This window comes from Sphingopyxis sp. MG (assembly GCF_002953155.1).
Lineage (GTDB): Bacteria > Pseudomonadota > Alphaproteobacteria > Sphingomonadales > Sphingomonadaceae > Sphingopyxis > Sphingopyxis granuli.
In genome coordinates, this window is record NZ_CP026381.1 from 3,894,544 (window position 1) to 3,918,787 (window position 24,244).

The following is a 24,244-nucleotide window of genomic DNA, read 5'->3' on the forward strand; positions in this document are numbered from 1 at the left end:
GGACGGATCATATCTGGCCCGTCACGGTGAGCTGGAAATAGCGGCCATAGGCGCGGCGCCGGCTTTCGCCGAAGGCGACGGGGCCGTCGCGCCGGCCGACGAAGACGGTGCGGTCGTAGCCGTCCTTCTGCTCCGCGAGATTGCGGTAGGACAGCTTGACGGTGAAGCCCGCGACATTCTTGTGCTCGACGAAGGCGGTGACGAACGGGCCGGCGGTATATTCGCGCCGGATCGTATCGAGCCGGAATCCGGGGCTGAGGCGCTCGTCCGAATAGCCGCCGCCCCAGGCGAAATCGGTTCCCGGCACATCGTGGCGCAGGCTGAGGTCGGCGATATAATCCTGCCCGAAGCTCTGCTCTCGCCACGCGCCGGTCAGCGGGTCGCGCACGCGGTTGCGCCGCCAGGTGACGTCGGCGTTGATCCGCGCGCCGCGCCACCCCAGCGGATCGAGCAGCAGCGTCCCCTTGGTCGTGATGCGATAGAGATGCGCGGGCGGCAGGTTGCCGCGCCCCTCCTCGGTCGGCGACAGCGGGATCTGGTCGACCAGATCCTGCGCATAGGCATAGGCGAGAGCGATCGACGCATGGCCCCAGCGACCCATGTCCTGCACCACTTCCAGCTCGGTGCGGTTGACGATCGGCGGGACGAGTTCGCCGTTGCCCGTGTTCCCCTGATTGTTCGCGACGTCGACCGAGCTGGCGAAATCGAAGAAGTCGAGCTGGTCGACGCGGCGCTGGAGCAGCCAGTTGATCGTCGTCGCCGGCCCGACCTTCCACGCGAGCGCGAATTTGCCCTTCGGCCGGACGAAGCGCCGCGTCAGCCCGCCCGGCCCCGACGAGGTCAGTTCGCTATATTCGGCGGCGAGGTTGAGCTGCGCGGTCAGGTTGGGCGCCAGCGCCCGGCCCCAGGTCAGCGACGCTTCGGCGCGTCTTTCCTCGACCTCGGTCCGCTCGCCGCCGAAGGCGACGGGAAGGAAGCTGCCGTCGGCCTGGAGCAGCGCATATTCGGCATCGACGTCGAGCGTGTTGTAGGCGCCTTCGAGCGCGACCTGCCAGTCGGTGCCGCCGGCGGTGCGCCAGCCATATTCGCCGCGCAGGATCGATTCGCCTTCGTCGGCGGTCTGGCTGAAGCGTTCGCCGCTGCGCCCGCCCACCGCGCGATCGACGATGAAGGTATCGACGAAGGGGCTGTGCTCGAACCGGTAGAGGGCGATCAGCTTGAGCCGCCCGCCGGCGAGACCGAGTTCGTAATCGCCGCCGATGTCGTAGTTATATTCGTCCTCGGTCACGGTGAACAGCTCGTCGACCCGGCCGATGCCCGGCTGGACCGATTCGCCGCGGGTGCGGTTGTCGATCCGCTGCAATTGCCCGCCGACGCTGGCGTTCCACTTGTTGCCGTTCGCCGTCGTGCGCGTCAGCGCCGCCGACAGGCGCGGCGGATCGTTATAATAGCTGGCATGCTCGTCGCGCACGAAGCGCAGGGCGCCGGCGCCGTCGAACACGCGCTCCGGCCCCCAATGCCCCTGCCGCGTCGCCTCGTTCTTCAGGCTCAGCGTCACGCCGGTGCCGCCGATCCGCCCGGTGGTCGAAATCTCGCCGTTCAGCCAGTTGTTCGCGAGCCGCGACCGCCATTCGGGTTGCCAGCGCAGCGTCGTCTTGAAGCCGCCGCCGCCTTGGCGGCCGGCGACGAGGACGACATTGGCGACCTGTCCGGTCAGCCCCGGCACGTTCAGGCTGGCGCCGTCGACGATGTCGATATGCGCGACATCGCTGGCGGCGATGCGCGCCAGCGCGGTGCGCGCGTCGGTCGCCTTGCTGGCGATCCGCTCGCCGTCGATCAGCACATTCTCGGTCGCCTGCCCCAGCCCGCGCTCGCCACCGTTGGTGCCGGTGACGATCAGGAAGCCGGGAACCTTCTCGACCATGTCGAGCGCGGTGCGCGGTGCGAACCGGGCGAGATCGCCGGGCGTGTAGCGCTGCGCGCCCGCGACGGGCGTGGCGATCGGCGGCGGGTCGTCGCCCGTCACCTCCTGCGCGGCGGCGGGCAGGGCGGACAACGACGCCGTCACGGCGATCGAAGAGATGCGAATCCAGGCTGGCACTTTTCCTCCCCCGTCGCAGCCCTCGACGAGGAGGTCGCGCGCTTCATGCGAATAGTTCGCAATAGGGAGGGTGCACGCGCTTGTCTACCAACGCCCATCGGGCGTCGACGGGCGGCGGGCGGAGCGGTACGGCGTCAGTCGCGCAGCAGCTCGTTGATGGCGGTCTTGGCGCGCGTCTGCGCATCGACACGCTTGACGATCACCGCGCAATAGAGCGACGGACCCGGGCTGCCGTCGGGAAGCGGCTTGCCGGGCAGCGAGCCGGGGACGACCACCGCATAGGCGGGCACCTCGCCGACGAAAACCTCGCCCGTCGCGCGGTCGACGATCTTGGTCGATGCGCCGAGGTAGACGCCCATCGACAGCACCGCGCCCTCGCGCACGATCACCCCTTCGGCAACCTCGGCGCGGGCGCCGATGAAGGCGCCGTCCTCGATCACCACCGGGCCGGCCTGCAGCGGTTCGAGCACGCCGCCGATCCCGGCGCCGCCCGACAGGTGGACGCCCGCGCCGATCTGCGCGCAGCTTCCCACCGTCGCCCAGGTGTCGACCATCGTCCCTTCGCCGACGCGCGCGCCGATGTTGACGAAGCTGGGCATCAGCACCGCGCCCTTGCCGATATGCGCGCCGTGGCGGACGATCGCGCCCGGCACCGCGCGGAAGCCCGCGTCGCGGAAGCGGTTGTCGCCCCAGCCGGCGAATTTCGACGGCACCTTGTCCCACCAGGTCGCACCGCCGGGGCCGCCCTCGATCAGCGCCATGTCATTGAGACGAAAGGAGAGCAGCACCGCCTTCTTCAGCCACTGGTTGACCTGCCATGTTCCGGCATCGTCGCGCTCGGCGACGCGCAGGCTGCCGTCGTCGAGCCCGCCGAGCGCCGCCTCGACCGCTTCGCGCATCGGGCCCCGCGTCGTTACACCCACCGTGTCGCGCGCATCCCAGGCGGCCTCGATCGTCTTTTGCAGGTCGGTCGTCATGAAAATCCCCAAGATTGCGGCAAGCTGTCGAGCCAGTCGGCGATGTCGGTGACGTGGAAATCGACATGCTCCGGCCGGTGGTCGCGATGGCCGCTTTCGCTGCCGTTGTCCAGCCACACGGTGGTCATTCCCAGCGCCTTCGCCGGGGTCAGGTTGCGCGTCATGTCCTCGACGAACAGGCTGGTCGCCGGGTCGACGCCGAGATGGCCGATCATCGCCGTATAGGCGGCGGTGTCGGGCTTGGGCGCATAGCCGGTGACGCGGATGTCGCAGATGCCGTCGAACAGGTCGGCGATCCCGCGCGCGTCGAGCACGCGCGCGGCATAGTCGGCATCGGCATTGGTGAACACCAGCCGCCGCCCCGGCAGCCGCGCGAGCCCGGCGCGCAGCCGCGCGTCGGGGCCGATGCGGTCGAGCGCGATGGCGTGGACATCGGTCAGGAAATTCTCGGGATCGACACCGTGATGGCGCATCAGCCCCGCCATCGTCGTGCCGTGATCGTGGAAATAAAGCTTCTGCACCCGCCGCGCCTCCGCGGCGTCGCAGCCCAGCAGCCGCATGATGAAGGCGCCCATGCGCGCGTCGATCAGGTCGAACAGCTTCGCCGACGGCGGGTAGAGCGTGTTGTCGAGATCGAAGATCCAGCTGTCGATATGGTCGATGGGCGGAGGAGGGGGCGGGGCCATGGCGCGGCGCTTAGGGCTTCGGGGCGGCGGCGGCAAGCGCGGCGCGGAGCGCCTGCCAGCGCGCGAGCTTCGCGTCGAAGCCGATGGTGTGGGCGGCGCTGCTCGACGGCAGGTCGATCAGCGTCACGCCGGGCAGCGGCGGCAATTGCCGCCGTCCGATCGCCGCAGCCTTGCCGCCGTTGAATCCGATCATGCGCAAATCGGGGAGCGTTGCCACCAGCGCGGCGAGATCGTGCGGCCGTGCCTCGCGGATGTCGCCGTCGCTGCTGGTCCGCCGCTCGGCGCTGTGGATCGCGTCCCACAGGCCGATGTGCGCGGCGCGCAGCGCGGCGAGCCGCTGATCGTAGGGCAGCAGCGCGAGCGGCCGGTCGATCACCGCGCCGAGCAGGCGCCAGAACTGGTTGGTCGGATGCGCATAATATTGCCGCTCGGCCAGCGAGCGCGCGCCGGGCAGGCTGCCGAGGATCAGCAGCCGCGCGTCGGCGGCGACGTGCGGGGCAAAGCTGGCGTGGCGCGTCGCGGTCATGCGACGGGGCTATCGGCGGAATGGCGCGCCGACAAGCCGTCAGCGACGCGATCGGCGCAAGACGGTTCTTCTTGACCGGCAGGGGAATCGCCGCTAGGGGCGCCCGGTTCGAAAACGGCGGATGTCCGTCCTTTCGAGTCACAACAGCGCTTGAACATTGCTGGCGCGGATGGAGCCTCCGGAAGATCGCAGCGATCCGCCGGGGTCTTTTGCTGTTATCAGGTCGGCCTTTCTCACGACGGGACGAAGCTTCATCCACCGCGGTACAGTAACCGTTCGCTCCCCCCCCTGAAACGGAAGGATGCGGACACGAAAAGGTGAAGCATTCATGCCCACGATCAACCAGCTGGTCCGCAAGGGCCGGACGCCGCAGAAGGCGAAGTCCAAGGTCCCGGCGATGGAAGCGAACCCGCAGAAGCGCGGCGTTTGCACCCGTGTCTATACGACGACCCCGAAGAAGCCGAACTCGGCGCTCCGCAAGGTGGCCAAGGTTCGCCTGACCAACCAGCGCGAGGTCATCTCCTACATCCCCGGCGAAGGCCACAACCTGCAGGAACACAGCGTCGTGCTGATCCGCGGCGGCCGTGTGCGCGACCTTCCCGGCGTGCGCTATCACGTCCTGCGCGGCGTGCTCGACACCCAGGGGGTGAAGGACCGCAAGCAGAGCCGTTCGAAGTACGGCGCGAAGCGGCCGAAGTGACCCGTCCGGGGGACGGGTCATCCTGGAAAAATCGCCATCAGCGATTTTATCCGGGATTCAGACCCCGACCCCGATCGCAAGGTTTGGTTTAAACTCGCTCCTGGATTCCGGCTTTCGCCGGAAAACAGTTTGAAGCGAAAGATCGTAAAAGGAATATCCCATGGCTCGTCGTCGCCGTCCCGAACGTCGCGAAATCCTGCCCGATCCCCGTTTCGGGGATGTCGTGCTGTCCAAGTTCATGAACAGCGTCATGCTCGACGGCAAGAAGTCCGTCGCCGAACGCATCGTCTATGGCGCGCTCGAATCGGTCGAGGCCCGCGCGAAGAAGGAACCGCTCGGCGTGTTCCACGAAGCGCTCGCCAACATCCGTCCGAGCATCGAGGTCCGCAGCCGCCGCGTCGGCGGTGCGACCTATCAGGTCCCCGTCGAGGTCCGCCCCGACCGCGCGCAGGCGCTGGCGATCCGCTGGCTGATCACCGCGGCGCGCAACCGCAGCGAGACGACGATGGCCGCGCGCCTGTCGGGCGAGCTGCTCGACGCGTCGAACAATCGCGGCAACGCGGTGAAGAAGCGCGAGGACACGCACCGCATGGCCGAGGCCAACCGCGCCTTCAGCCACTACCGCTGGTAAGCACGCGGACGCATCGCGCGTCTCGCAATCGTAACACATCTTCCTATATCGGGGGCGGCCCGAAAGCCTCCCCCAAAACCCAAGGAAAAGACCATGGCCCGCAGCCATCCGCTCGAACGCTATCGCAATTTCGGTATCATGGCGCACATCGACGCCGGCAAGACCACGACGACCGAGCGCATCCTCTATTACACCGGCAAGAACTACAAGATCGGCGAAACCCACGAGGGTAGCGCGACGATGGACTGGATGGAGCAGGAGCAGGAGCGTGGCATCACGATCACCTCCGCCGCGACCACCTGTTTCTGGCGCGACCATCGGCTGAACATCATCGACACCCCCGGCCACGTCGACTTCACCATCGAGGTCGAGCGCTCGCTTCGCGTCCTCGACGGCGCGGTCGCCGCGTTCGACGGCGTTGCCGGCGTCGAGCCGCAGTCGGAAACCGTGTGGCGCCAGGCCGAGAAATACGGCGTGCCGCGCATGTGCTACATCAACAAGCTCGACCGCACCGGCGCGAACTTCTATTATTGCGTCCAGACGATCATCGACCGCCTCGGCGCGGTTCCGGCGCCGCTCTACCTGCCGATCGGCGCGGAGAGCGACTTCATCGGCCTCGTCGACCTCGTCGAAGAGCGCGGCATCGTCTGGAAGGACGAGAGCCTGGGCGCCGAGTTCGAATATATCGAGATTCCCGACGAGCTGAAGGACAAGGCCGCCGAATATCGCGAAAAGCTGATCGAGCTGGCCGTCGAACAGGACGATGCGGCGATGGAAGCCTATCTCGAGGGCACGCTTCCCGACGTCGCCACGCTGAAGGCGCTGATCCGCAAGGGCACGCTGGCGCAGGCGTTCGTCCCCGTGCTGTGCGGCTCGTCGTTCAAGAACAAGGGCGTGCAGGCGCTGCTCGACGCGGTCGTCGACTATCTGCCGAGCCCGCTCGACATTCCCGACGTCCAGGGCATCAACCCGGCGAACGACGAACCCGATACGCGCGAGACGTCGGATTCGGCGCCGCTGTCGCTGCTCGCGTTCAAGATCATGAACGATCCGTTCGTCGGCTCGCTGACCTTCGCCCGCATCTATTCGGGCACGCTGAGCAAGGGCACCTACCTGAACTCGGTCAAGGACAAGAAGGAAAAGATCGGCCGCATGCTGCTGATGCATGCGAACAGCCGCGAGGACATCGACGAAGCCTATGCGGGCGACATCGTCGCGCTCGCCGGCCTCAAGGAAACCACGACGGGCGACACGATCTGCGCCTCGAACGCGCCGATCATCCTCGAGCGCATGGAATTCCCCGAGCCGGTGATCGAGCTGTCGGTCGAACCCAAGACCAAGGCCGACCAGGAGAAGATGGGCGTCGCGCTCAATCGCCTGGCCGCCGAGGACCCGAGCTTCCGCGTGTCGACCGACCATGAATCGGGCCAGACGATCATCAAGGGCATGGGCGAGCTTCACCTCGACATCCTCGTCGATCGCATGCGTCGCGAGTTCAAGGTCGAAGCGCATGTCGGCGCGCCGCAGGTGGCGTACCGCGAATCGCTCGCGAAGCCGGTCGAGGTCGACTACACCCACAAGAAGCAGTCGGGCGGATCGGGCCAGTTCGGCCGCGTCAAGGTGCAGGTCACCCCGGGCGAGCGCGGCAGCGGCGTCACCTTCACCGACGAGATCAAGGGCGGCAACATTCCGCGCGAATATATCCCGGCGGTCGAGAAGGGCTTCCGCGAATCGGCGGAGAACGGCCACATGATCGGCTTCCCGATCATCGATTTCGACATCAAGCTGATCGACGGCGCCTATCACGACGTCGACTCGTCGGCGCTGGCGTTCGAGATCGCCGGCCGCGCGGCGATGCGCGAGGTGGCGGCGAAGGCCGGCATCAAGCTGCTCGAACCGGTGATGAAGGTCGAGGTGGTGACGCCCGAGGAATTCATGGGCGACGTGATCGGCGACCTCAACAGCCGTCGCGGGCAGATCCAGGGCACCGACACCCGCGGCAACGCGCAGGTGGTCGAGGCGATGGTGCCGCTCGCCAACATGTTCGGCTACGTCAACCAGCTCCGCAGCTTCACCCAGGGTCGTGCCCAGTACACGATGCAATTCTCTCACTATGAGGAAGTGCCGACGAACGTCGCCGAGGAAGTGAAGGCGAAGATGGCCTGACCGGCCGCCGGGCCGTGCGGGGGTTGCCTCGCACGGCAAGACCTACTAAGGGCGGCGCCTGATTCAGGCAGGCTCGTCCGGGACTGATCAACTCAACACGCGAACAAGAAGGTTCAAGAAACATGGCCAAGGCTAAATTTGAGCGGACGAAGCCGCACTGCAACATCGGCACCATCGGTCACGTCGACCATGGCAAGACCTCGCTGACCGCGGCGATCTCGAAGGTTCTTTCGGAACGTGGCGGCGGCGCTGCGGTCGATTTCGCCAACATCGACAAGGCGCCCGAAGAGCGCGAGCGCGGCATCACCATCTCGACCTCGCACATCGAGTATGAGACCGATGCGCGCCACTATGCGCACGTCGACTGCCCGGGCCACGCCGACTATGTGAAGAACATGATCACCGGCGCCGCGCAGATGGATGGCGCGATCCTCGTCGTGTCGGCCGCCGACGGCCCGATGCCGCAGACCAAGGAGCACATCCTGCTCGCCAAGCAGGTCGGCGTTCCGACCATGGTCGTCTTCCTGAACAAGGTCGACCAGGTCGACGATCCCGAACTGCTCGAGCTGGTCGAGCTCGAAATCCGCGAAGAGCTTTCGAAGCGCGACTTCGACGGCGACAATATTCCGATTATCGCGGGTTCGGCGCTCGCCGCCCTCGAAGGCCGCGACGACAACATCGGCAAGGAAGCCGTCCTGAAGCTGATGGAAGCCGTCGACAGCTGGATCCCGCAGCCGGAACGTCCGGTCGACCAGCCCTTCCTGATGCCGATCGAGGACGTGTTCTCGATCTCGGGCCGCGGCACCGTCGTCACCGGCCGTGTCGAGACCGGCATCGTCAAGGTTGGCGAGGAAGTCGAGATCGTCGGCATCAAGGACACCAAGAAGACGACCGTCACCGGCGTCGAGATGTTCCGCAAGCTGCTCGACCAGGGCGAAGCCGGCGACAACATCGGTGCGCTGATCCGCGGCGTCGGCCGTGACGAGGTGGAGCGCGGCCAGGTTCTCGCGAAGCCCGGCTCGATCACCCCGCACACCGAGTTCACCTCGGAAGTCTATGTGCTGTCGAAGGACGAAGGCGGCCGTCACACGCCGTTCTTCGCCAATTATCGCCCGCAGTTCTACTTCCGCACCACCGACGTCACCGGCGAGGTCATCCTCCCCGAGGGCACCGAGATGGTGATGCCGGGCGACAACGTCCAGCTGTCGGTCAAGCTCATCGCTCCGATCGCCATGGACCAGGGCCTGCGCTTCGCGATCCGCGAAGGCGGTCGCACGGTCGGCGCAGGGGTTGTGGCGTCGATCACAAAGTAATATAGGGCCGCGAGCCGCGCGATTCGGACGAGTCGCGCGGCTCGTAGCTTACAGGTTTTTGATGGCCTCTCCGGTCTCCCCTCGGGGACTCGGAACAGGCCGTTTCGGCTCTTTCGCCCAAGTTTTTGCTCTTTCGCATCGTCAGACGGGATTCGACTGGAACAGTCATGGAAACGCAGAATATTCGCATTCGCTTGAAGGCCTTTGATCACCGCGTGCTCGATCAGGCCACCACCGACATCGCCGACACGGCGCGTCGGACGGGCGCCCTCATTCGCGGTCCCATCCCGCTGCCGACGCGTATCGAGAAGTTCACCGTGAACCGCGGCCCGCACATCGACAAGAAGTCGCGCGAGCAGTTCGAGGTGCGCACCCACAAGCGGCTGCTCGACATCGTGCAGCCCACCCCGCAGACGGTCGATGCGCTGATGAAGCTCGACCTCGCCGCGGGCGTGAACGTCGAAATCAAGCTGGCCTAAGCCAGCGCAGCCCCGGACTCGATCCGGGGTCTCTATCGGCCAGGCGCCACGGCGCCGGCACACGTCCGGAGCGATCCGGACCGACGATAGGGTGGATACCGCCGGTCGCTTCCATCGGAAGCATCCAGACCGGGCTGCGTCCCCCGTCTCGCCGCACCACCCCATCGGGGCAGGCGGCACCTCAGCCCGGACGGGGCGACGCATCGAAATTTCGGGCTGGGAGGGTTTCCGTCGGGGCGTGTCCCGATGGGGTCCCGCAAGCCGCGCGGAATGGTCCGCCCGGCCTCTGTTAGGAGTATGGATCATGCGGACTGGCGTGATCGCGAAGAAAATGGGGATGACCCGCCTGTTTCAGGACGACGGCCGCCACGTGCCGGTCACCGTCCTGAGCCTCGAAGGCTGCCAGGTCGTCTCCGTGCGCGATAAGGAACGCGACGGCTATGTGGCCGTTCAACTGGGTGCCGGGTCGGCGAAGGCGAAGAATGTCGCCAAGCCGCAGCGCGGCGCCTATGGCAAGGCCGAGGTCGAGCCCAAGGCGAAGCTCGTCGAATTCCGCGTCGCCGACGACGCGACGCTCGACGTCGGCGCCGAGCTGTCGGCCGATCATTTCGTTGCCGGCCAGATCGTCGACATCCAGGGCGTCACGCAGGGCAAGGGCTTTGCCGGCGCGATGAAGCGCTGGGGCTTCGGCGGCATGCGCGCCAGCCACGGCGTCTCGATCAGCCACCGTGCCCATGGTTCGACCGGCAACCGCCAGGATCCGGGCCGCGTCTTCAAGAACAAGAAGATGGCCGGCCACATGGGCGCGCGCAACCGCACCCAGCAGAATCTGGAAATCGTCCGCACCGACGCCGAGCGCGGCCTCCTCTTCGTCAAGGGCTCGGTCCCGGGCTCGAAGGGCGGTTGGCTGCTCGTCCGCGATGCGGTGAAGCTGCCGCGCCACCCCGAGGCCCCCTATCCGGCGGGCGTCAAGAGCGCGGCGAACAGCAACAATGCCCCGGCTGAAACCCCTGCGGACGCAGCGGTCGAAGCACCCGCGGCCGACGGCGCACAGGAGTCCTGATCATGAAGGTCAAGGTTCAGACCCTCGATGGCAAGGCTGGCGCCGACATCGACCTCAACGACGACGTCTTCGGCGTCGATGCGCGTGCGGACATCCTGCACCGCGTCGTCGCCTGGCAGCTCGAGAAGCGCCGCGGCCCCGCCCGCGCCGCCCGCGAGCGCAGCGAAGTCGCCCGCACCGGCAAGAAGTTCGGTCGCCAGAAGGGCGGCGGCACCGCGCGTCACGGCGATCGCAAGGCGCCGATCTTCATCGGCGGCGGCAAGGCGCACGGCCCGCGGGCCCGCACCTTCGGCCATTCGCTGAACAAGAAGATCCGCACCCTCGGCCTGAAGATGGCGCTCAGCGACAAGGCGAAGGGCGGCAAGCTCGTCGTCCTCGACACGCTCGAGCTCAAGGATGCCAAGACCAAGGCGCTCGCCGGCAAGCTCGGCAAGCTGGAGCTTGGCGGCCGCGCGCTCTTCATCGACGGCGACGCCGTGCATGAGAGCTTCGTTCAGGCTTCGGCCAACATCGTCGGCGTCGATGCGCTGCCGGCGATCGGGGCCAATGTCTATGACATCATCCGTGCCGACACGCTGGTCCTGACCCGCGCGGCGGTCGAAAAGCTGGAGGCCCGCTGCAATGGCTAAGGCAAAGACCATCGATGCGCGTCACTATGACGTGATCCTGTCGCCGGTGATCACCGAGAAGTCGACGCTGCTCAGCGAGAACGACGCCGTCGTCTTCCGCGTCGCCAACGACGCGACCAAGCCGGCGATCAAGGCCGCCGTCGAGGCGCTGTTCGATGTCAAGGTGCTCAGCGTCAACACGCTGGTCACCAAGGGCAAGACCAAGCGCTGGAAGGGCAAGCCCTACACCCGCAGCGACGTGAAGAAGGCCGTCGTCCGCCTGGCCGAAGGCCAGTCGATCGACGTCACCTCGGGCGTCTGAGCGTCAGGGGAAGGCAAAGAAAATGGCACTCAAGCATTATAATCCGACCAGCCCCGCGCAGCGCGGCCTGATCCTCGTCGACAAGTCGTCGCTGTGGAAGGGCAAGCCCGTCAAGGCGCTGACCGAAGGCAAGCGCAAGACCGGCGGCCGCAACAACAAGGGCCATGTCACCTCGCGCGGCATCGCCGGCGGCCACAAGCAGAAGTACCGCTTCATCGACTTCAAGCGTCGCAAGTGGGACATGCCGGCAACCGTCGAGCGGCTCGAATACGACCCGAACCGCACCGCCTTCATCGCGCTGGTCAAGTATCAGGACGGCACGCTCGCCTATATCCTGGCGCCGCAGCGCCTGGCCGTCGGCGACACCATCGTCGCGGGCAAGAAGACCGACGTGAAGCCGGGCAATGCGATGGAACTGTCGCAGATGCCGGTCGGCACGATCGTCCACAACATCGAGATGAAGCCGGGCAAGGGCGGCCAGATCGCCCGTTCGGCCGGCACCTATGCGCAGGTCGTCGGCCGCGATCGCGGTCTCGTCATCGTGCGTCTCGGCTCGGGCGAGCAGCGCTACATCCGCGGCGAGTGCATGGGCACCGTCGGCGCGGTGTCGAACCCCGACAACGGCAACCAGAACCTCGCCAAGGCAGGTCGCGGCCGCTGGCTCGGCAAGCGCCCGCTGACCCGCGGCGTCGCGAAGAACCCGGTCGACCACCCGCACGGCGGCGGCGAAGGCCGCACCTCGGGCGGCCGCCACCCGGTCACCCCGTGGGGCAAGCCGACCAAGGGCGCCCGCACCCGCCACAACAAGTCGACCGACAAGATGATCATCCGGTCGCGTCACGCGAAGAAGAAGAGGTAAGCCATGGCACGCTCGGTCTGGAAGGGTCCGTTCGTCGACCTTCATCTCCTCAAGAAAGCCGAAGCGGCCCAGGACGGTGGCAGCTCTGCCCCGATCAAGACCTGGTCGCGTCGCTCCACCATCCTGCCGCAGTTCGTCGGGCTGACCTTCAACGTCTACAACGGCCGCAAGTTCGTGCCGGTGTCGGTCAATGAAGACATGGTCGGCATGAAGCTGGGTGAATTTGCGCCGACGCGCTTCTTCCCCGGCCACGCGGCCGACAAGAAGGGCAAACGCTAATGGGCAAGGAAAAGTCCCCCCGCCGCGTTGCGGACAATGAGGCGCTGTCGGTCGGCACGCAGATTCGCGGCTCGGCGCAGAAGCTGAACCTCGTCGCCGCGCTGATCCGCGGCCGCCGCGTCGAAGACGCGATGAACATCCTCGCTTTCTCGAAGCGGGCGATGGCGGTCGACGTGCGCAAGGTTCTCGCCAGCGCCGTCGCCAATGCCGAGAACAACCACAACCTCGACGTCGACGCGCTCGTCGTCAAGGAAGCGAGCGTCGGCAAGGCGTTCACGATGAAGCGCTGGCATGCGCGCGGCCGCGGCAAGTCGACCCGGATCGAAAAGCCGTTCAGCCGCATCCGCATCGTCGTCCGCGAACAGGAAGAAGAGGCGTAAGATGGGCCAGAAGAGCAATCCGATCGGCCTGCGCCTGCAGGTCAACCGCACCTGGGACAGCCGCTGGTTCGCCGAAGGGCAGGACTATGGCCGCATGCTGGTCGAGGATCTGAAGATCCGCAAGTTCATCTTCAAGTCGCTGCCGCAGGCCGCGATCTCGAAGGTGGTGATCGAGCGTCCCGCGAAGCTGTGCCGCGTGTCGATCTATGCCGCCCGTCCGGGCGTCATCATCGGCAAGAAGGGCGCCGACATCGAGAAGCTGCGCAAGAAGTTGGGCGAGATGACGGGCAGCGACGTGTCGCTGAACATCGTCGAGATCCGCAAGCCCGAGGTCGACGCCAAGCTCGTCGCACAGGGCATCGCCGACCAACTCGAACGCCGTGTCGCCTTCCGCCGCGCGATGAAGCGCGCGGTGCAGTCGGCGATGCGCCTCGGCGCCGAGGGCATCCGCATCAACTGCGCCGGCCGTCTGGGCGGCGCCGAGATCGCGCGCACCGAATGGTATCGCGAGGGCCGGGTGCCGCTGCACACGCTGCGCGCCAACGTCGACTATGCCGAGGCCGAAGCCCACACCGCCTATGGCGTGTGCGGGATCAAGGTCTGGATCTTCAAGGGCGAGATTCTCGGCCACGACCCGATGGCGACCGACCGGCTGATGCTCGACGCGCAGACGTCGGGCGTTCGCCCGGCGCGCGATGAACGCCGCTAAGGACTGCTGACATGCTGCAACCGAAGAAAACCAAGTTCCGCAAGGCCTTCAAAGGCCGCATCCACGGCCTCGCCAAGGGCGGCACGACGCTGAACTTCGGCTCCTATGGCCTGAAGGCGATGGAGCCGGAGCGCATCACCGCCCGCCAGATCGAAGCGGCGCGCCGCGCGATCAGCCGTGCGATCAAGCGCCAGGGCCGCCTGTGGATCCGCGTCTTCCCCGACCTTCCCGTGTCGTCGAAGCCCGCCGAAGTCCGCATGGGCAAGGGCAAGGGCGCGCCCGAATATTGGGCCGCGCGCGTGAAGCCGGGCCGCATCCTGTTCGAACTCGACGGCGTCCCCGGCCCGGTGGCCGCGCTGGCGTTCGAGCGCGCGGCGATGAAGCTGCCGATCAAGACCAAGGTCGTCGCCCGCCTCGGCGACACCTCGCACCTGGAGGGCTGAGGGCCATGGCCAAAAGTGAAGACGTGACCAAGAAGACCGACGACCAGCTCTCCGAAGAGCTGGGCGAGCTGAAGCGCGAGGCGTTCAACCTGCGTTTCCAGGCCGCCACCGGCCAGCTCGAAAAGGCCTCGCGGGTCAAGGACGTGCGGCGCACCATCGCCCGCATCAAGACCGAGCAGACCGCGCGCGTCCGCGCGGCTGCCGCGAAGTAAGGAGACTGTCATGCCGAAGCGCATTCTGACCGGCACGGTGGTGTCCGACAAGGGCGACAAGACCGTCGTGGTGAAGGTGGAGCGGAAGGTCAAGCACCCGCTCTACGGCAAGATCATCCGCCGCTCGAAGAAGTATCACGCCCACGATGAGGACAACAGCTTCAAGGCTGGCGAGACCGTCCGCATCGAGGAAACGAAGCCGATTTCGAAGCTGAAGACCTGGAAGGTGCTCGACAAGGTCGAGACCCCCACCAAGGCGAAGGCGGCCCCCGCTCCGGCCCCCGCGGCCGAAGTCGAGGCGTAAGAGTTTCACGGAACCGCCGGGACGGCCCGGTAGGCCAAGGAAGAAGGAAATGCATCGATGATCCAGATGCAGTCACAATTGGAAGTCGCCGACAACAGCGGCGCGAAGCGCGTCCAGTGCATCAAGGTGCTGGGCGGGTCGAAGCGTCGCACCGCCGGCGTCGGCGACGTGATCGTCGTGTCGATCAAGGAAGCGCAGCCGCGCGGCAAGGTGAAGAAGGGTGACGTGCATCGCGCCGTCATCGTCCGCACCGCCAAGGACGTGCGCCGCGCCGACGGATCGGTGATCCGTTTCGACAGCAACGCCGCCGTGCTCGTCAACAAGAACGAGGAGCCGATCGGCACCCGTATCTTCGGCCCCGTCGTCCGCGAACTGCGCGGCCGCGGCTATATGAAGATCATCAGCCTGGCGCCGGAGGTGCTTTGACCATGTCGATGGCCAAGATCAAGAAGGGCGACACGGTCGTCGTCCTGTCCGGCAAGGACAAGGGCAAGACCGGTGAAGTGACGCAGAGCCTGCCGAAGGACGGCAAGGTCGTCGTCGCGGGCGTCAACGTCATCACCCGCCACCGCAAGCCGAGCCAGGCGAACCCGCAGGGCGGCCTCGAACGCAAGGAAGCGCCGCTGCACGTCAGCAAGGTCGCGATCGCCGACCCCAAGTCGGGCAAGCCGACGCGCGTCCGCTTCGAAACCAAGGACGGCAAGAAGGTCCGCGTGGCCGTGAAGTCCGGGGAGACCATCAATGGCTGACAAATACACCCCGCGCATGAAGTCGCTCTATGACGACAACATCGTCAAGGCGATGATCGACAAGTTCGGTTACAAGAATGCGATGGAAGTGCCGAAGATCGAGAAGATCACGCTCAACATGGGCGTGGGCGACGCGGTCCAGGACAAGAAGAAGGTCGATACCGCCGCTTCGGAAATGGAGCTGATCGCGGGGCAGAAGCCCGTGATCACCAAGGCGAAGAAGTCGATCGCCGGCTTCAAGCTGCGCGAAGGCATGCCGATCGGCTGCAAGGTGACGCTGCGCCGCGAGCGGATGTACGAATTCCTCGACCGGCTGATCACCATCGCGATGCCGCGCATCCGCGACTTTCGCGGCGTGTCGGCGAAGAGCTTCGACGGCCGTGGCAATTATGCCATGGGCCTGAAAGAGCAGATCATCTTCCCCGAGATCAACTATGACCGCATCGATTCGGTGCGCGGCATGGACGTGATCGTGACCACCACCGCCCGCACGGACGACGAAGCCCGCGAACTGCTCCGGCTGTTCGGCTTCCCCTTCCCGATCGAGGCCAAGGAAAAGGAAGCCGCCTGATCCCGCGGGATCAGGCCGTGCTCTCTCAATAAGGAAAGAGAACTTAAGTCATGGCGAAACTGAGTTCGGTGAACAAGAACGAGCGTCGCAAGCGTCTGGTGAAGAAATATGCCGGTCGCTACGCGAAGCTGAAGGCCATCGCGGCCGACACCTCGCTCGACGATGGCGAGCGCCTGATCGCGCGCCTGAAGATGGCGGAGATTCCGCGCAACGGCAACCCGACCCGCATCCGCAACCGGTGCGAGCTGACCGGCCGTCCGCGCGCCTATTATCGCAAATTCCGGCTGTGCCGCGTTCAGCTGCGCGATCTGGCCAACAAGGGCCTGATCCCCGGCGTTGTGAAGTCGAGCTGGTAAGGAACACGCAAGATGGCAATGACCGATCCTTTGGGTGATATGCTCACCCGCATCCGCAACGGCCAGCAGGCGAAGAAGGACAGCGTCCTGACTCCCGCCTCGACGTTGCGTGTCCGCGTTCTCGACGTGCTGAAGCGCGAAGGCTATATCCGTGGCTACAGCGAGGAAGCGCTGGGCGCGAAGGGCCAGCACAAGGGCCTGCGCATCGAGCTGAAATATTTCGAGGGCCAGCCCGCGATCCGCCATGTGGCGCGCGTTTCCAAGCCCGGCCGCCGCGTCTATTCGGGCTCGAAAGAGCTGCCGATCGTGCGCAACGGCCTGGGCATCACCATCGTGTCGACCCCGCGCGGCGTCCTGTCGGATGCCGAGGCGCGCGAGCATAATGTCGGCGGCGAAGTGCTGGCGGAGGTGTTCTGATGTCTCGCATCGGTAAAAGGGCAGTCGAGATTCCCAGCGGCGTCACCGCCGCGATCGATGGCGGCACGCTGTCGGTCAAGGGCCCCAAGGGCACGCTGGCGATGCCGCTGTCCGACATCATCAAATATGAGGTCGGCGAAGGCAGCATTTCGGTACAGCCGGCGAACGACAGCCGCGAAGCGCGGGCCTTCTGGGGCATGCAGCGCACGCTGGTCCAGAATCTGGTCACGGGCGTGACCGAGGGCTTCACCAAGGTCCTCGAGATCACCGGCGTCGGCTATCGCGCCAACGCGCAGGGCAAGAACCTGAAGCTGAACCTCGGCTACAGCCACGATGTCGACTATGCGGTGCCCGAGGGCATCGAGATCAAGACGCCGGACAACACGACGATCGAGATCAGCGGCATCGACAAGCAGAAGGTCGGCCAGGTCGCGGCGGAGATCCGCCGCTGGCGCAAGCCCGAACCCTACAAGGGCAAGGGCATCAAGTATCGCGGCGAGTACATCTTCCGCAAAGAAGGCAAGAAGAAGTAAGCCATGGCACATCTCACCCCTTTCCAAAAACGTCGCCAGCGCGTCCGCACCGCGCTCCGTCTGCGCGCCGCCGGGCGTCCCCGCCTGTCGGTGCACCGTTCGGGCCGCCATATCTATGCGCAGCTCATCGATGACGCCGCCGGCAAGACGCTGGCCGCGGCCTCGACGCTCGACAAGGATCTGCGCGGCAAGACCGGCGCGACCGCGGAGGCCGCTGCCGAGGTGGGCAAGCGCCTTGCCGACGCCGCCAAGAAGGCGGGCGTGACGCAGGTCGTGTTCGACCGTGGCGGCTTCCTGTTCCACGGGCGCATCAAGGCGCTGGCCGACGCGGCGCGCGAAGGCGGATTGGAGTTCTAAGCATGGCTGACGAAGTACAGAACGTCGAAGGCGCGGTCGAAACGACCGAAAACACCGGCGCTCCCCGCCGTGGCCGTGGCGGCCGCGACGGCGGTCGCGGGGGTCGTGACGGTGGCCGTGGCCGCCGCGACGATCGCCGTCCGCGCGACGAGGACGGCGGCGAGGAGCTGATCGAGAAGCTCGTCCACATCAACCGCGTGTCGAAGACGGTGAAGGGCGGCAAGCGCTTTGGTTTCGCCGCGCTCGTCGTCGTCGGCGACGGCAAGGGCCGCGCCGGTTTCGGCCATGGCAAGGCGCGCGAAGTGCCCGAGGCGATTTCGAAGGCGACTGCCGCCGCGAAGAAGGCGATGATCCGCGTTCCGCTGCGCGACGGCCGCACGCTGCACCATGACGGCCGCGGCCATTTCGGCGCGGGCAAGGTCACGGTGCGCTCGGCCCCCGCGGGGACCGGCATCATCGCCGGCGGCCCGATGCGCGCCGTGTTCGAATCGCTGGGCGTCGCCGACGTGGTGACCAAGTCGGTCGGCACCTCGAACCCCTATAACATGATCCGCGCGACCTTCGAGGCGCTGGGCGAACAGACCAGCCCCAAGTCGGTGGCGCAGCGTCGCGGCAAGAAGGTTTCGGACCTGATCAAGCGGGGCGGCGCGGCCGACCGCGTGGCCGAGGCCGAAGCCGCGGCGGTGACGGAGTAAGACGATGGCCGACAAGACGATCAAGATCCGCCAGATCGGCTCGCCGATCCGCCGGCCCAAGGACCAGCGCAAGATCCTGACCGGCCTCGGGCTGGGCAAGATGAACCGCGAGGTCGAGCTGGTCGACACCCCGGAAGTGCGCGGCATGATCCGCAAGCTTCCGCACATGGTGGAAATCATCGAGGGCTGACGCACCGATGAAGCTCTATCGCCTGTTGACCGGACCCGACGACAGCGCCTTCTGCGCGCGCGTCGAGGGGCTGCTCAACCGGGGATGGCAGCTTCACGGCAGCCCGTCGATCACCCAGGTCGATGGCCGCGGCTACGTCGCCCAGGCCATCGTGATGGAGAAGGCCGGGCCCTATCCCGGCTTTCAGCCGTCGAGTGAAATCGAACCGGACTAGCCCCCGAGGGGACGGTCCATAGCGCGAACACAGCGAAAGCGAGTGCAATGACTATCAAGCTCAACGATCTTCGTGACAACAATGGCGCCCGCAAGGGCCGGATGCGGGTCGGACGCGGCATCGGCTCGGGCAAGGGCAAGACCGGCGGCCGCGGCCAGAAGGGCCAGAAGAGCCGCAGCGGCGTTTCGATCAACGGCTTCGAGGGCGGCCAGATGCCGCTCCACATGCGGATTCCGAAGCGCGGGTTCAACAACATCTTCGCGAAGGACTTCGCGATCGTGAACCTGGGGCAGGTCCAGAAGCTGGTCGATGCGAAGAAGCTCGACCCGAAGAAGACCGTCGACCACGCCGCGCTGAAGGCCGCGGGCGTCGCGCGCGGCGGCAAGGACGGCGTCCGCCTCCTCGCCAAGGGCGAACTGACCGCCAAGCTGAGCTTCGCGGTCGCCGGCGCGTCGAAGGGCGCGGTCGCCGCGGTCGAGAAGGCCGGCGGCAAGGTCGAACTGCCCGCCGCCGCCGCCGAGGAAGCGAAGGCGGAGTAAGGAATTGCGAGGGGGCGGTTCGGATCCGGACCGCCCCCTCGCCATTTAGAGACGATAGATTCGCGTTCGTGTCGAGCGAAGTCGAGACACCCATCAATGCGAACGGATAGATGGGGCGCTGTGAAGATCGCACCCCCAAATGGGCCTTTCCCCTTGCGCTTCGGCCTGAGCGAACGCACATAGGCGCCCGGGTCGCGGGGGGCGCGGTCCGCCACTGAGGAAAGATAGCATGGCCTCTCGCGCCGACCAGTTTGCTGCCAATCTGAACTTCTCGAAGTTCGGTCAGGCGACGGAGCTCAAGAACCGCATCTGGTTCACGATCGGTGCGCTGGTCGTCTTTCGCTTCCTGTCCTATGTTCCGCTGCCGGGCGTCGACCCGGTCGCGCTGTCGCAGCTGTACAGCCAGGCGGCGTCGGGCGGCGTGCTCGACCTGTTCAACACCTTCTCGGGCGGCAGCCTCGAGCGCATGAGCATCATCGCGCTCGGCGTCATGCCCTATATCACCGCCTCGATCGTCGTGCAGCTTGCCGCGGCGCTGTCGCCGACGCTTGCCGCGCTCAAGAAAGAGGGCGAGAGCGGGCGCACCAAGCTCAACCAGTATACGCGCTACGGTACGGTCGGGCTGACCGCGATTCAGGGCTATTTCGTCGCGGTGGGGCTCGAGACGCTGGGCGCCAGCCAGGGCGTCGGCGCCGTGGTCGATCCCGGCATGCTGTTCCGCATCGGCGCCGTCATCAGCATCGTCGGCGGCACGCTGTTCCTGATGTGGCTGGGCGAGCAGATCACCAGCCGCGGCATCGGCAACGGCGTCTCGCTGATCATCATGGCGGGCATTCTGGCCCAGCTGCCGCGCAGCTTCAGTCAGATGTTCACCCAGGTCCGCGAAGGTTCGATGGGCGGCGGCACCGTCCTGCTCGTCTTCGTCGGCGGCGCGGCGATCATCGCCTTCATCAGCTTCATGGAACTCGCGCAGCGCCGCGTCCTCGTCCAGTATCCGAAGCGCGCGACCCAGCGCGGGGTGATGCAGGCCGATCGCAGCCACCTGCCGCTCAAGGTCAACACCGCGGGCGTGATCCCGCCGATCTTCGCCTCGTCGCTGCTGCTGATGCCGCTGACCATCACCCAGATGCTCGGCAACCGCGTGTCGGGCGAATCGGTGTGGGGCGATTTCCTGATCACGCTCAACCAGTATCTGGCGGTCGGGCAGCCGCTCTACATGGGCCTCTATGGCGCGAGCATCATCTTCTTCTGCTTCTTCTATGTCGCGGTCGTCTTCAACCCCGAGGAAACCGCCGACAATCTGAAGCGGCAGAACGGCTTCATCCCCGGCATCCGCCCGGGCAAGAACACCGCCGCCTATCTCGATTTCGTGCTGACGCGCATCACGGTGATCGGCGCGACCTATCTGGCGCTGATCTGCCTCATTCCCGAATATTTCATCGCCAACGCCGGCCTGCCCGTCCACCTCGGCGGCACCAGCCTGCTGATCGTCGTCAACGTGACCATCGACACGATCACCCAGATGCAGAGCCACATGCTGGCGCATCAATATGGCGACCTGATCAAGAAGGCCAAACTGAAAGGCGGCATTGCACGCCGCTGAGGCGTCGGTTACGGCCACCGCGACGGATCAGGGAACAAAGAGGGGCTTTCATGACGCGCAACATCATCTTGCTCGGCCCGCCGGGAGCGGGGAAGGGGACGCAGGCCTCGCGGCTCGAGCAGGAGCATGGCATGATCCAGCTCTCGACCGGCGACATGCTGCGCGCCGCGGTCAAGGCGGGCACGCCGACCGGCCAGCAGGCGAAGGCGGTGATGGACGCGGGCGGGCTGGTGTCGGACGAAATCGTTTCGGGCCTGATCGGCGAGCGGCTCGACGAACTGGGCGGCGACACGTCGGTCATCTTCGACGGCTATCCGCGCACCGCGGCGCAGGCGACCGCGCTCGACGAAATCCTGGCGGCGCGCGGCCGCAAGCTCGACCATGTCATCGAACTGGTTGTCGACGAGGATGCGCTCGTCGACCGCATCACCGGGCGTTTCTCCTGCGCGCAGTGCGGCGAAGGGTATCACGACCGCCACAAGCAGCCGAAGGTCGCGGAAACCTGCGACGTCTGCGGCAGCCACGAGTTCAAGCGGCGTCCCGACGACAATGAGGAGACGGTGCGCACGCGCATGGCCGAATATCGCGCCAAGACCGCGCCGATCCTGCCGATCTACGAAGCGCGCGGCATCGTCAGCAAGGTCGACGGCATGGCGCCGATCGAAACGGTGAACGGCGCGATCGAGGCGATCCTCGGCGGCTAGACTCTGATGACTTTGGATTGACCCGCTTCGTCTTTGCGACCCCGGACCTGATCCGGGGGAAGCAATCCAGAGCGGTTACCGCACGCTCTGGATTGCCGCGCGGCTCCGCCGCTCGCAATGACGAGTCCATTCGATGTCATCACGGTCCAGAACCGGCCCATCCGGTCCTGCGGCTCGTCCGGCGTTCGGACCTGAAAGCCGTTAGCGCCCGACGATCAGCGTCCCCGTCATGCCCGGATGATAGATGCAATAGAAGCGGACGGCGCCGGGCCGCCTGAGCGTGGTCCTGCCGCTCTTTCCCGCCGGCAGATCGACGTTGAAGCTGCCGTTGCGCGCGGTGGCGGTGTGCCGGAACAGGTCCTTGTTGATCCACAGGATCGTGTCGCCGACCCGAACCCCCGGCGGTACGGGACCGAATTTCATCTTATCGATCACGACCTGGTGCACGCGGGGCGCGGGCGCCGCGCCGCCGAGCAGCGGCACGGCGGCGAGCGCGAGGGTGCAGAGGAGCGCGCGCCTCACCGGAGGCTCGCGGCCAGATGCTCGGCGTGCTTCTGATGCTCCCCGAACAGCGTCAGCCCGGTTTCGAGCAGCGATTTCAGCTCGCCATTGCTGGCGGACGGAATCAGCAGGTCGCGCAGCGCGCCGTTGACCGTCGCATGATAGGCGACTTCATTCGCGACATAGGCGCGGTCGAAGGCGGCGCCGTCGAGCTTCGCTAGCTCGTCGTGCTTCTGCGCCGCCTGCGCGGTCAGCGCGGCGCTCGTCGCATTGGCCTCCGGCGTCACGCCGAGCCGCCCGACCAGCGCCAGCGCCTGTTCGTTCACCGCGCCATGGTCGCGCACCATCTCTTCGGCGAACGCCCGCACCGCCGGATTCTTCGATTTGACGAGCGCCTGCTTGCCGGCGTCGATGTCGATCTGCCCCGCCGTGTAGGCGATGTGGGCGATCTGCGCGTCGCCGGGCTTCGCCGCGTCGTGCGACCAGGCCGTGCCGCCGACGGCGAGCGCCGCCGCGGCGCCGATCCGCAGGAATGTCTTGAGCATCGTGCTTCTCCTTGTCCGAATGCGGCCATTGGATGGCGCCGCCGCAAGAAGGTTCCCGGGAACCTGTCGCGCGGCGCGGCATCCAATGGGCGTCACGAGGCTGGAGGCGCGAATGGAGATGTACGATCCGGATCCCGAACCGGTCGCGATGGCGGCGGGCGAATCCCCGTGCGGGGCGGCGGCGCCGTCGCAGGCCGCGGTCGAGGCGGCGGTCCGCACCCTGATCGCCGCGGCGGGCGACGATCCCGCGCGCGAGGGGCTGGCCGACACGCCGGCGCGGGTGGCGCGTGCCTATCGCGAATGGTTCGCCGGCTATCGGGTCGATCCGCATCGCCTGCTGGACCGCAGCTTCGGCGATGCGGCGGGCTATGACGAAACCGTCCTGCTGCGCTCGATTCCGCTCGTTTCGACGTGCGAGCATCATCTGGCGCCGATCGTCGGGGTCGCGCACGTCGCCTATCGCCCGCGAGGCCGGGTGGTCGGCATCTCCAAGCTGTCGCGGCTCGTCGACGCCTATGCGCGGCGGCTGCAGTTGCAGGAACGGCTGACGCGGCAGATCGCCGCGGCGCTCGACGAGGCCTTGCAACCGCGCGGGGTTGCGGTGATCATAGAGGCCACGCACGGCTGCATGACGACGCGCGGGGTTCGGCAGCACGGCGTGTCGCTGGTCACCAAATGCTGGCTTGGCGAGTTCGGCGCCGACGCCGCGCTTCGCCGCGAACTGCTCGCGTCGTTGCCGTGTCGGGGCAATGGTGGGAGGATGGACGGATGACGGTGCAGACCCGGACCGATCCCGGCACCCTGTCCGACGTCGAACTGGCGGCGCGGATCGCCGCGCGCGACCGCGATGCGGTGCGGATCGTCACCGAACGCAACAACCAGCGGCTGTTCCGCGTCGCCTGGAGCGTGCTCAAGGAACGCGCCGAGGCCGAGGACGTCGTGCAGAGCACCTATATGCGCGGCTTCGCGGCGATCGACAGCTTCGCGGGCCGCTCATCGCTGTCGACCTGGCTGACGCGGATCGCGATCAACGAGGCGCTGGGCCGCGCCCGGGCGCGCGAGCGCCGGCGAAAGCGGCTCGATGCGACATCGGTCGTCGACCTCAACGATTATCGGGATCATCTGATGCGCGGATCGATGCAGGGCAGCAAGCCGGACGCCGAACTGGCGCAGGGCCAGATACGCGAGATGCTGGAGGCGGCGATCGCGCAGCTTCCGTCCGAATTTCGCACCACCTTCGTCCTGCGCGAGATCGAAGGCGTGTCGGTGGAGGATGCGGCGGCGCTGCTCGGCATCTCGCCGGCGACGGTCAAGACGCGCTGCCTGCGGGCGCGGCGGCGGCTCCAGCAATTGCTGTCGCCCGAGCTTCGCCTCGCGCTCAGCGGCAGCTTCCCCTTCGCCGGCGCCGACTGCCATGCGCTGACCGCGCGCGTCGTGGCGCAATGGTGCGGTTGAAACGGGCGCCGCTTCGACTCGGGTGATTTCCTCCGCGCGGAAAAGCCATTATGTCCG

General features: G+C 66.6%; 36 protein-coding genes. 30 read left to right on the forward strand and 6 right to left on the reverse strand.

The window, feature by feature from the left end; translation table 11 throughout:
• Positions 1-7 precede the first annotated feature (7 nt).
• The 4 genes from C3E99_RS17905 to C3E99_RS17920 all read right to left on the reverse strand — a co-directional run bounded on the left by C3E99_RS17905 (position 8) and on the right by C3E99_RS17920 (position 4,290).
• The gene (locus C3E99_RS17905) at positions 8-2,101 is read right to left on the reverse strand and encodes a TonB-dependent receptor (protein ID WP_104960205.1); all 2,094 of its coding nucleotides are present in this window, start codon (positions 2,099-2,101) and stop codon (positions 8-10) included.
• A 134-nt stretch (positions 2,102-2,235) separates the two neighbouring features.
• On the reverse strand, positions 2,236-3,078 hold the full coding sequence (gene dapD / locus C3E99_RS17910; RefSeq protein ID WP_076073396.1) for a 2,3,4,5-tetrahydropyridine-2,6-dicarboxylate N-succinyltransferase: 843 nt from the start codon (positions 3,076-3,078) through the stop codon (positions 2,236-2,238).
• Entirely contained in the window at positions 3,075-3,764 is a 690-nt protein-coding gene (locus tag C3E99_RS17915) for a pyrimidine 5'-nucleotidase (RefSeq protein ID WP_076073397.1), read from the reverse strand. The genes dapD and C3E99_RS17915 overlap by 4 nt, the downstream gene beginning before the upstream one ends.
• A 10-nt stretch (positions 3,765-3,774) precedes the next feature.
• Positions 3,775-4,290 carry a DNA-deoxyinosine glycosylase gene (locus C3E99_RS17920; RefSeq protein WP_076073398.1) on the reverse strand — a complete coding sequence of 172 codons (516 nt, stop codon included), beginning with the start codon at positions 4,288-4,290 and terminating at the stop codon, positions 3,775-3,777.
• 328 nt (positions 4,291-4,618) lie between these two features.
• Here C3E99_RS17920 and rpsL point away from each other — a divergent pair, with 328 nt between their 5' ends.
• The 28 genes from rpsL (at position 4,619) to C3E99_RS18060 (ending at position 21,686) form a co-directional block, all read left to right on the forward strand.
• Positions 4,619-4,990, forward strand: coding sequence for a 30S ribosomal protein S12 (gene rpsL / locus C3E99_RS17925; protein ID WP_067108793.1), 372 nt, complete (start codon positions 4,619-4,621; stop codon positions 4,988-4,990).
• 160 nt (positions 4,991-5,150) lie between these two features.
• Positions 5,151-5,621, forward strand: coding sequence for a 30S ribosomal protein S7 (gene rpsG, locus C3E99_RS17930; protein WP_067108789.1), 471 nt, complete (start codon positions 5,151-5,153; stop codon positions 5,619-5,621).
• 93 nt (positions 5,622-5,714) lie between these two features.
• Positions 5,715-7,787 carry an elongation factor G gene (fusA, locus tag C3E99_RS17935; RefSeq protein WP_076073399.1) on the forward strand — a complete coding sequence of 691 codons (2,073 nt, stop codon included), beginning with the start codon at positions 5,715-5,717 and terminating at the stop codon, positions 7,785-7,787.
• Between the two features lie 122 nt (positions 7,788-7,909).
• The gene (gene tuf, locus C3E99_RS17940; RefSeq protein ID WP_067108781.1) at positions 7,910-9,100 is read left to right on the forward strand and encodes an elongation factor Tu; all 1,191 of its coding nucleotides are present in this window, start codon (positions 7,910-7,912) and stop codon (positions 9,098-9,100) included.
• A gap of 167 nt (positions 9,101-9,267) precedes the next feature.
• Positions 9,268-9,579, forward strand: a complete 312-nt coding sequence (rpsJ, locus tag C3E99_RS17945) for a 30S ribosomal protein S10 (protein ID WP_011543089.1) — start codon at positions 9,268-9,270, stop codon at positions 9,577-9,579.
• Positions 9,580-9,883: 304 nt separating this feature from the next.
• Positions 9,884-10,642 (forward strand): 50S ribosomal protein L3, encoded by a 759-nt coding sequence (gene rplC / locus C3E99_RS17950; protein ID WP_067108780.1) that lies wholly within the window; start codon positions 9,884-9,886, stop codon positions 10,640-10,642.
• A gap of 2 nt (positions 10,643-10,644) precedes the next feature.
• Complete coding sequence (rplD, locus tag C3E99_RS17955) at positions 10,645-11,271, forward strand: 50S ribosomal protein L4 (protein WP_067108779.1); 627 nt, start codon at positions 10,645-10,647, stop codon at positions 11,269-11,271.
• Complete coding sequence (locus C3E99_RS17960; protein ID WP_067108778.1) at positions 11,264-11,572, forward strand: 50S ribosomal protein L23; 309 nt, start codon at positions 11,264-11,266, stop codon at positions 11,570-11,572. Before rplD ends, C3E99_RS17960 begins: the two co-directional genes overlap by 8 nt.
• Before the next feature lie 22 nt (positions 11,573-11,594).
• The gene (gene rplB, locus C3E99_RS17965; RefSeq protein ID WP_067180130.1) at positions 11,595-12,431 is read left to right on the forward strand and encodes a 50S ribosomal protein L2; all 837 of its coding nucleotides are present in this window, start codon (positions 11,595-11,597) and stop codon (positions 12,429-12,431) included.
• A gap of 3 nt (positions 12,432-12,434) precedes the next feature.
• Positions 12,435-12,710: a 30S ribosomal protein S19 gene (rpsS, locus tag C3E99_RS17970; RefSeq protein ID WP_003042215.1), complete on the forward strand. Its 276-nt coding sequence runs from the start codon at positions 12,435-12,437 to the stop codon at positions 12,708-12,710.
• Positions 12,710-13,090 carry a 50S ribosomal protein L22 gene (rplV, locus tag C3E99_RS17975; protein WP_067108769.1) on the forward strand — a complete coding sequence of 127 codons (381 nt, stop codon included), beginning with the start codon at positions 12,710-12,712 and terminating at the stop codon, positions 13,088-13,090. Before rpsS ends, rplV begins: the two co-directional genes overlap by 1 nt.
• Before the next feature lies 1 nt (position 13,091).
• Complete coding sequence (gene rpsC, locus C3E99_RS17980) at positions 13,092-13,799, forward strand: 30S ribosomal protein S3 (protein ID WP_067108768.1); 708 nt, start codon at positions 13,092-13,094, stop codon at positions 13,797-13,799.
• Positions 13,800-13,810: 11 nt separating this feature from the next.
• Positions 13,811-14,242 carry a 50S ribosomal protein L16 gene (gene rplP, locus C3E99_RS17985; protein WP_067108766.1) on the forward strand — a complete coding sequence of 144 codons (432 nt, stop codon included), beginning with the start codon at positions 13,811-13,813 and terminating at the stop codon, positions 14,240-14,242.
• Positions 14,243-14,247: 5 nt separating this feature from the next.
• Positions 14,248-14,454, forward strand: coding sequence for a 50S ribosomal protein L29 (rpmC, locus tag C3E99_RS17990; RefSeq protein WP_067108764.1), 207 nt, complete (start codon positions 14,248-14,250; stop codon positions 14,452-14,454).
• Positions 14,455-14,464: 10 nt separating this feature from the next.
• Complete coding sequence (gene rpsQ, locus C3E99_RS17995; RefSeq protein WP_067108762.1) at positions 14,465-14,758, forward strand: 30S ribosomal protein S17; 294 nt, start codon at positions 14,465-14,467, stop codon at positions 14,756-14,758.
• 57 nt (positions 14,759-14,815) lie between these two features.
• Positions 14,816-15,184, forward strand: a complete 369-nt coding sequence (gene rplN / locus C3E99_RS18000) for a 50S ribosomal protein L14 (RefSeq protein WP_011543078.1) — start codon at positions 14,816-14,818, stop codon at positions 15,182-15,184.
• Between the two features lie 2 nt (positions 15,185-15,186).
• Positions 15,187-15,507, forward strand: coding sequence for a 50S ribosomal protein L24 (gene rplX, locus C3E99_RS18005; protein ID WP_067108760.1), 321 nt, complete (start codon positions 15,187-15,189; stop codon positions 15,505-15,507).
• Positions 15,500-16,078, forward strand: a complete 579-nt coding sequence (gene rplE / locus C3E99_RS18010) for a 50S ribosomal protein L5 (RefSeq protein WP_067108758.1) — start codon at positions 15,500-15,502, stop codon at positions 16,076-16,078. The genes rplX and rplE overlap by 8 nt, the downstream gene beginning before the upstream one ends.
• Positions 16,079-16,128: 50 nt before the next feature.
• Positions 16,129-16,434: a 30S ribosomal protein S14 gene (rpsN, locus tag C3E99_RS18015; RefSeq protein ID WP_067108754.1), complete on the forward strand. Its 306-nt coding sequence runs from the start codon at positions 16,129-16,131 to the stop codon at positions 16,432-16,434.
• A 12-nt stretch (positions 16,435-16,446) separates the two neighbouring features.
• Positions 16,447-16,851, forward strand: a complete 405-nt coding sequence (gene rpsH / locus C3E99_RS18020) for a 30S ribosomal protein S8 (protein ID WP_067108750.1) — start codon at positions 16,447-16,449, stop codon at positions 16,849-16,851.
• Complete coding sequence (gene rplF / locus C3E99_RS18025; RefSeq protein WP_067108742.1) at positions 16,851-17,384, forward strand: 50S ribosomal protein L6; 534 nt, start codon at positions 16,851-16,853, stop codon at positions 17,382-17,384. The genes rpsH and rplF overlap by 1 nt, the downstream gene beginning before the upstream one ends.
• A 3-nt stretch (positions 17,385-17,387) precedes the next feature.
• On the forward strand, positions 17,388-17,741 hold the full coding sequence (gene rplR, locus C3E99_RS18030; RefSeq protein WP_067108739.1) for a 50S ribosomal protein L18: 354 nt from the start codon (positions 17,388-17,390) through the stop codon (positions 17,739-17,741).
• Positions 17,742-17,743: 2 nt separating this feature from the next.
• On the forward strand, positions 17,744-18,436 hold the full coding sequence (gene rpsE / locus C3E99_RS18035; RefSeq protein WP_076073401.1) for a 30S ribosomal protein S5: 693 nt from the start codon (positions 17,744-17,746) through the stop codon (positions 18,434-18,436).
• Between the two features lie 4 nt (positions 18,437-18,440).
• A complete protein-coding gene (gene rpmD, locus C3E99_RS18040) occupies positions 18,441-18,626 on the forward strand; it encodes a 50S ribosomal protein L30 (RefSeq protein ID WP_067108737.1) in 186 nt (61 codons plus the stop codon).
• Positions 18,627-18,633: 7 nt separating this feature from the next.
• Entirely contained in the window at positions 18,634-18,840 is a 207-nt protein-coding gene (locus tag C3E99_RS18045; protein ID WP_067180143.1) for a DUF1737 domain-containing protein, read from the forward strand.
• Positions 18,841-18,893: 53 nt separating this feature from the next.
• A complete protein-coding gene (rplO, locus tag C3E99_RS18050; RefSeq protein ID WP_067108837.1) occupies positions 18,894-19,379 on the forward strand; it encodes a 50S ribosomal protein L15 in 486 nt (161 codons plus the stop codon).
• Between the two features lie 229 nt (positions 19,380-19,608).
• Positions 19,609-20,982 carry a preprotein translocase subunit SecY gene (gene secY / locus C3E99_RS18055; protein WP_067108732.1) on the forward strand — a complete coding sequence of 458 codons (1,374 nt, stop codon included), beginning with the start codon at positions 19,609-19,611 and terminating at the stop codon, positions 20,980-20,982.
• Between the two features lie 50 nt (positions 20,983-21,032).
• A complete protein-coding gene (locus C3E99_RS18060; RefSeq protein WP_067108722.1) occupies positions 21,033-21,686 on the forward strand; it encodes an adenylate kinase in 654 nt (217 codons plus the stop codon).
• 201 nt (positions 21,687-21,887) lie between these two features.
• On the opposite strand, the gene C3E99_RS18065 is transcribed toward C3E99_RS18060, so the two are convergent.
• Together C3E99_RS18065 and C3E99_RS18070 are read right to left on the reverse strand one after the other, a co-directional pair.
• Positions 21,888-22,208 carry a cupredoxin domain-containing protein gene (locus tag C3E99_RS18065; RefSeq protein ID WP_076073404.1) on the reverse strand — a complete coding sequence of 107 codons (321 nt, stop codon included), beginning with the start codon at positions 22,206-22,208 and terminating at the stop codon, positions 21,888-21,890.
• Entirely contained in the window at positions 22,205-22,732 is a 528-nt protein-coding gene (locus C3E99_RS18070) for a DUF4142 domain-containing protein (RefSeq protein ID WP_067108715.1), read from the reverse strand. The genes C3E99_RS18065 and C3E99_RS18070 overlap by 4 nt, the downstream gene beginning before the upstream one ends.
• A gap of 112 nt (positions 22,733-22,844) precedes the next feature.
• Here C3E99_RS18070 and folE point away from each other — a divergent pair, with 112 nt between their 5' ends.
• The gene (gene folE, locus C3E99_RS18075; RefSeq protein WP_199775127.1) at positions 22,845-23,504 is read left to right on the forward strand and encodes a GTP cyclohydrolase I FolE; all 660 of its coding nucleotides are present in this window, start codon (positions 22,845-22,847) and stop codon (positions 23,502-23,504) included.
• Positions 23,501-24,187 (forward strand): RNA polymerase sigma factor, encoded by a 687-nt coding sequence (locus C3E99_RS18080; protein WP_076073405.1) that lies wholly within the window; start codon positions 23,501-23,503, stop codon positions 24,185-24,187. The genes folE and C3E99_RS18080 overlap by 4 nt, the downstream gene beginning before the upstream one ends.
• Positions 24,188-24,244: the final 57 nt, after the last annotated feature.

Coding starts and splice junctions, on each gene's coding strand:
- dapD (WP_076073396.1), bottom strand. CDS start 3,078: ATGACGACCGACCTGCAAAAGACGATCGAGGCCGCCTGGGATGCGCGC.
- C3E99_RS17915 (WP_076073397.1), bottom strand. CDS start 3,764: ATGGCCCCGCCCCCTCCTCCGCCCATCGACCATATCGACAGCTGGATC.
- C3E99_RS17920 (WP_076073398.1), bottom strand. CDS start 4,290: ATGACCGCGACGCGCCACGCCAGCTTTGCCCCGCACGTCGCCGCCGAC.
- rpsL (WP_067108793.1), top strand. CDS start 4,619: ATGCCCACGATCAACCAGCTGGTCCGCAAGGGCCGGACGCCGCAGAAG.
- rpsG (WP_067108789.1), top strand. CDS start 5,151: ATGGCTCGTCGTCGCCGTCCCGAACGTCGCGAAATCCTGCCCGATCCC.
- fusA (WP_076073399.1), top strand. CDS start 5,715: ATGGCCCGCAGCCATCCGCTCGAACGCTATCGCAATTTCGGTATCATG.
- tuf (WP_067108781.1), top strand. CDS start 7,910: ATGGCCAAGGCTAAATTTGAGCGGACGAAGCCGCACTGCAACATCGGC.
- rpsJ (WP_011543089.1), top strand. CDS start 9,268: ATGGAAACGCAGAATATTCGCATTCGCTTGAAGGCCTTTGATCACCGC.
- rplC (WP_067108780.1), top strand. CDS start 9,884: ATGCGGACTGGCGTGATCGCGAAGAAAATGGGGATGACCCGCCTGTTT.
- rplD (WP_067108779.1), top strand. CDS start 10,645: ATGAAGGTCAAGGTTCAGACCCTCGATGGCAAGGCTGGCGCCGACATC.
- C3E99_RS17960 (WP_067108778.1), top strand. CDS start 11,264: ATGGCTAAGGCAAAGACCATCGATGCGCGTCACTATGACGTGATCCTG.
- rplB (WP_067180130.1), top strand. CDS start 11,595: ATGGCACTCAAGCATTATAATCCGACCAGCCCCGCGCAGCGCGGCCTG.
- rpsS (WP_003042215.1), top strand. CDS start 12,435: ATGGCACGCTCGGTCTGGAAGGGTCCGTTCGTCGACCTTCATCTCCTC.
- rplV (WP_067108769.1), top strand. CDS start 12,710: ATGGGCAAGGAAAAGTCCCCCCGCCGCGTTGCGGACAATGAGGCGCTG.
- rpsC (WP_067108768.1), top strand. CDS start 13,092: ATGGGCCAGAAGAGCAATCCGATCGGCCTGCGCCTGCAGGTCAACCGC.
- rplP (WP_067108766.1), top strand. CDS start 13,811: ATGCTGCAACCGAAGAAAACCAAGTTCCGCAAGGCCTTCAAAGGCCGC.
- rpmC (WP_067108764.1), top strand. CDS start 14,248: ATGGCCAAAAGTGAAGACGTGACCAAGAAGACCGACGACCAGCTCTCC.
- rpsQ (WP_067108762.1), top strand. CDS start 14,465: ATGCCGAAGCGCATTCTGACCGGCACGGTGGTGTCCGACAAGGGCGAC.
- rplN (WP_011543078.1), top strand. CDS start 14,816: ATGATCCAGATGCAGTCACAATTGGAAGTCGCCGACAACAGCGGCGCG.
- rplX (WP_067108760.1), top strand. CDS start 15,187: ATGTCGATGGCCAAGATCAAGAAGGGCGACACGGTCGTCGTCCTGTCC.
- rplE (WP_067108758.1), top strand. CDS start 15,500: ATGGCTGACAAATACACCCCGCGCATGAAGTCGCTCTATGACGACAAC.
- rpsN (WP_067108754.1), top strand. CDS start 16,129: ATGGCGAAACTGAGTTCGGTGAACAAGAACGAGCGTCGCAAGCGTCTG.
- rpsH (WP_067108750.1), top strand. CDS start 16,447: ATGGCAATGACCGATCCTTTGGGTGATATGCTCACCCGCATCCGCAAC.
- rplF (WP_067108742.1), top strand. CDS start 16,851: ATGTCTCGCATCGGTAAAAGGGCAGTCGAGATTCCCAGCGGCGTCACC.
- rplR (WP_067108739.1), top strand. CDS start 17,388: ATGGCACATCTCACCCCTTTCCAAAAACGTCGCCAGCGCGTCCGCACC.
- rpsE (WP_076073401.1), top strand. CDS start 17,744: ATGGCTGACGAAGTACAGAACGTCGAAGGCGCGGTCGAAACGACCGAA.
- rpmD (WP_067108737.1), top strand. CDS start 18,441: ATGGCCGACAAGACGATCAAGATCCGCCAGATCGGCTCGCCGATCCGC.
- C3E99_RS18045 (WP_067180143.1), top strand. CDS start 18,634: ATGAAGCTCTATCGCCTGTTGACCGGACCCGACGACAGCGCCTTCTGC.
- secY (WP_067108732.1), top strand. CDS start 19,609: ATGGCCTCTCGCGCCGACCAGTTTGCTGCCAATCTGAACTTCTCGAAG.
- C3E99_RS18060 (WP_067108722.1), top strand. CDS start 21,033: ATGACGCGCAACATCATCTTGCTCGGCCCGCCGGGAGCGGGGAAGGGG.
- C3E99_RS18070 (WP_067108715.1), bottom strand. CDS start 22,732: ATGCTCAAGACATTCCTGCGGATCGGCGCCGCGGCGGCGCTCGCCGTC.
- folE (WP_199775127.1), top strand. CDS start 22,845: ATGGAGATGTACGATCCGGATCCCGAACCGGTCGCGATGGCGGCGGGC.
- C3E99_RS18080 (WP_076073405.1), top strand. CDS start 23,501: ATGACGGTGCAGACCCGGACCGATCCCGGCACCCTGTCCGACGTCGAA.